Origin of the sequence: Streptomyces calidiresistens, assembly GCF_014141525.1 — a bacterium.
GTDB classification, from domain to species: domain Bacteria; phylum Actinomycetota; class Actinomycetes; order Streptomycetales; family Streptomycetaceae; genus Streptomyces; species Streptomyces calidiresistens.
Genome location: NZ_VKHS01000748.1, coordinates 1 through 2636, shown reverse-complemented (window position 1 = coordinate 2636; position 2636 = coordinate 1). Strand labels below are relative to the sequence as shown.

The following is a 2636-nucleotide window of genomic DNA, read 5'->3' as shown; positions in this document are numbered from 1 at the left end:
GGGCAGCGGGAACGGGGGCTCGGCGGGGTGATCTGATTAGCATGGCGGGATGGATGCTCCTCCCGGGCTGCCCGTCCGCCTGCGCCGCCTGGTGCGCGAGGCGGGTCGTTTCGGCACCGTGGGGGCCGTGGGGCTGGTCGTGAACGTGCTGGTCTTCAACCTCTGCCGGCAGGGGATCGGGGTGGGGGCCGTGCGGTCCGGTGTGATCGCCACCTCCTGCGCCATCTGCGCCACCTACCTGGGCAACCGGTACTGGACCTACGCCCACGCCGACAAGACGCGGCGGCGCCGCGAGGCCGGCCTCTTCCTGGTGTTCTCGGGGGCCGGGATGGTCCTGGAGAACGGGGTGCTCGCCGTCTCCCACCACGGGCTGGGCCTGACCTCGGCGACCGCCGACAACATCGCGAAGAACGTGATCGGGCTCGGTCTCGCCTCGCTCTTCCGCTTCTGGGCCTACCGCACCTGGGTCTTCCGGGGGGCCCGCAGCCGCTCCCGGTCACCGGGGACGTCCGGCACCGTCGCGAGCGGCGGCCCCCCGAGCGGGTCGGCGATCGACCCGTCCGCGCTCCCGCCCGGCACTCCGGTGTCGATCAGCGCACCCGGGGTCCCCGGTCCTCCGGGGGACAGCCCGCGGCCGGGTCCGCCTCCCGGCTGAGGAACAGCGCGAACACGGGTGGCGAGAGCTGGAGCAGTTCCAGCCGCCCCCCGTCGGCCTCGGCCAGGTCGCGCGCCACCGCCAGCCCCAGGCCGGTGGAGTTCCGCCCGCTCACCGAGCGCTCGAAGACCCGCGAGCCGAGCCCGGGGGGCACCCCGGGGCCGGCGTCGGTGACCTCGACCACCACCTGGTTGCCGGCGGTGCGGGTGCGCAGCGCCACCGTGCCGGCGCCGTGCATGAGGGAGTTCTCCACCAGGGTGGCGAGGACCTGGGAGACCGCGCCGGGCGTGCCGACCGCCCGCAGGTGCGGCTTGCCCGAATGGACCACGGCCCGGCCGGCCGCCCGGTACGCCGGGCGCCACTCCTCCACCTGTTGGAGCACGATCTCGTCGAGGTCGAAGCCGACCGCGGAGCCCAGCCGCGGGTCGCGGGAGTTGGTGAGCAACCTCTGCACGACATCCGTCAGGCGCTCCACCTGGGCGAGCGCGATCGCCGCCTCCTCCTTGACGGTCTCCGGGTCCTCGGTGGCGATGATCTCCTCCAACCGCATGGACAGCGCGGTCAGCGGGGTGCGCAGCTGGTGGGAGGCGTCGGCGGCCAACCGGCGCTCGGCGGTGATCATGCGCGCGATGCGTTCGGCGCTCGCGTCCAGGACGTCGGCGACCCGGTCCAGCTCCGGCACGCCGTAGCGGCGGTGGCGGGGACGGGGGTCCCCCGATCCCAGGCGTTCGGCGGTCTCCGCCAGGTCGGTCAGCGGCGCGGAGACCCGGCGGGCCTGCCGGACCGCCAGCAGGATCGCCGATATCACCGCCAGGCCGGAGACGGCGAGGATGATGAGCAGGGTGCGGCCGACCTCGTCGCCGATGACGTCCCGGGACTGCTGCACGGTGACGATCTCGCCCCGCGCCCCGGCCTCCGATCCCTGGATGACGCCGCCCTCCGGCTCCTCCCCCAGGGTGATCGGCTCCTCGCCGACCAGGTCGATGATCACGTGGCGGTCGCCGGGCACCGAGGTGCGCATGCTCTCGGCGGTGACCCGTTCCCCGGCCACCAGTCGGCTCTCGACCACCGCGACCAGGCGGGCGGCCTCCGACTGGAGGCGTTCGCGGGCCCCGCTCTCGATCGCCCGGGTCTCGACGATCACCAGGGAGACCCCGAAGACGGTGATCACCACGAGCACCACGGCGAGGATGGAGTTGATCAGACGGCGGCGCACGGCGGCGGGGTCAGCTCTTCTCGAAGCGGAAACCGACCCCGCGCACGGTGGCGATGTAGCGGGGGTTGGCGGCGTCGTCGCCGAGTTTCTTGCGCAGCCAGGAGATGTGCATGTCGAGGGTCTTGGTGGAGGACCACCAGGTGGTGTCCCACACCTCGCGCATCAGCTGTTCCCGGGTCACCACCCGACCGGCGTCCCGCACCAGGACCCGCAACAGGTCGAACTCCTTGGCGGTCAGGTGCAGTTCCTCGTCGCCGAGCCAGGCCCGGTGGGACTCCACGTCGATCCGGATGCCGTGCACGACCGGGGCGGGCACGGGCTCGGTGCTGCCGCGCCGCAGCAGGGCCCGCACCCGGGCGAGGAGCTCGGCGAGGCGGAAGGGCTTGGTGACGTAGTCGTCGGCGCCGGCGTCGAGCCCGACGACGGTGTCCACCTCGTCGGCCCGGGCGGTGAGCACGAGCACCGGGAGGGTCAGGCCCTCGGTGCGCAGCCGGCGGCAGACCTCGAGTCCGTCCATGCCGGGCAGTCCCAGGTCCAGGACCACCAGGTCCACGTCCCCGCGCAGACCGGTCTCCAACGCGGCCGGCCCGTCCTCGCGCACCTCCACCTCGTAGCCCTCGCGGCGCAGCGCGCGGGCCAGCGGTTCCGAGATGGAGGCGTCGTCCTCGGCGAGCAGTACTCGGGTCATGGGCCGATGGTAGACGGCGGGGGCGGGGCCGTCGGCGAATCCCGCCCGGGGCGGGGCGGTTCCCGGGACCTGGGGGG

At 73.8% G+C, this 2636-nt stretch carries 3 protein-coding genes; 1 reads left to right on the top strand and 2 read right to left on the bottom strand.

All coding sequences use genetic code 11. The annotated features are described in order from the left end of the window. The first annotated feature begins 49 nt into the window (after positions 1 to 49). Positions 50 to 655: a GtrA family protein gene (locus FOE67_RS22310; RefSeq protein ID WP_182666632.1), complete on the top strand. Its 606-nt coding sequence runs from the start codon at positions 50 to 52 to the stop codon at positions 653 to 655. On the opposite strand, the gene FOE67_RS22305 is transcribed toward FOE67_RS22310, so the two are convergent. Both FOE67_RS22305 and FOE67_RS22300 read right to left on the bottom strand, forming a co-directional pair. Beyond that, entirely contained in the window at positions 591 to 1871 is a 1281-nt protein-coding gene (locus FOE67_RS22305) for a sensor histidine kinase (RefSeq protein WP_182666631.1), read from the bottom strand. The two genes, FOE67_RS22310 and FOE67_RS22305, sit on opposite strands and share 65 nt — an antisense overlap. Positions 1872 to 1881: 10 nt before the next feature. Further along, the gene (locus tag FOE67_RS22300) at positions 1882 to 2559 is read right to left on the bottom strand and encodes a response regulator transcription factor (protein ID WP_182666630.1); all 678 of its coding nucleotides are present in this window, start codon (positions 2557 to 2559) and stop codon (positions 1882 to 1884) included. Positions 2560 to 2636 lie beyond the last annotated feature (77 nt).

Excerpts from the sequence above, each read along its gene's own strand:
- FOE67_RS22310 (WP_182666632.1), top strand. The coding sequence starts at position 50 with ATGGATGCTCCTCCCGGGCTGCCCGTCCGCCTGCGCCGCCTGGTGCGC.
- FOE67_RS22300 (WP_182666630.1), bottom strand. The coding sequence starts at position 2,559 with ATGACCCGAGTACTGCTCGCCGAGGACGACGCCTCCATCTCGGAACCG.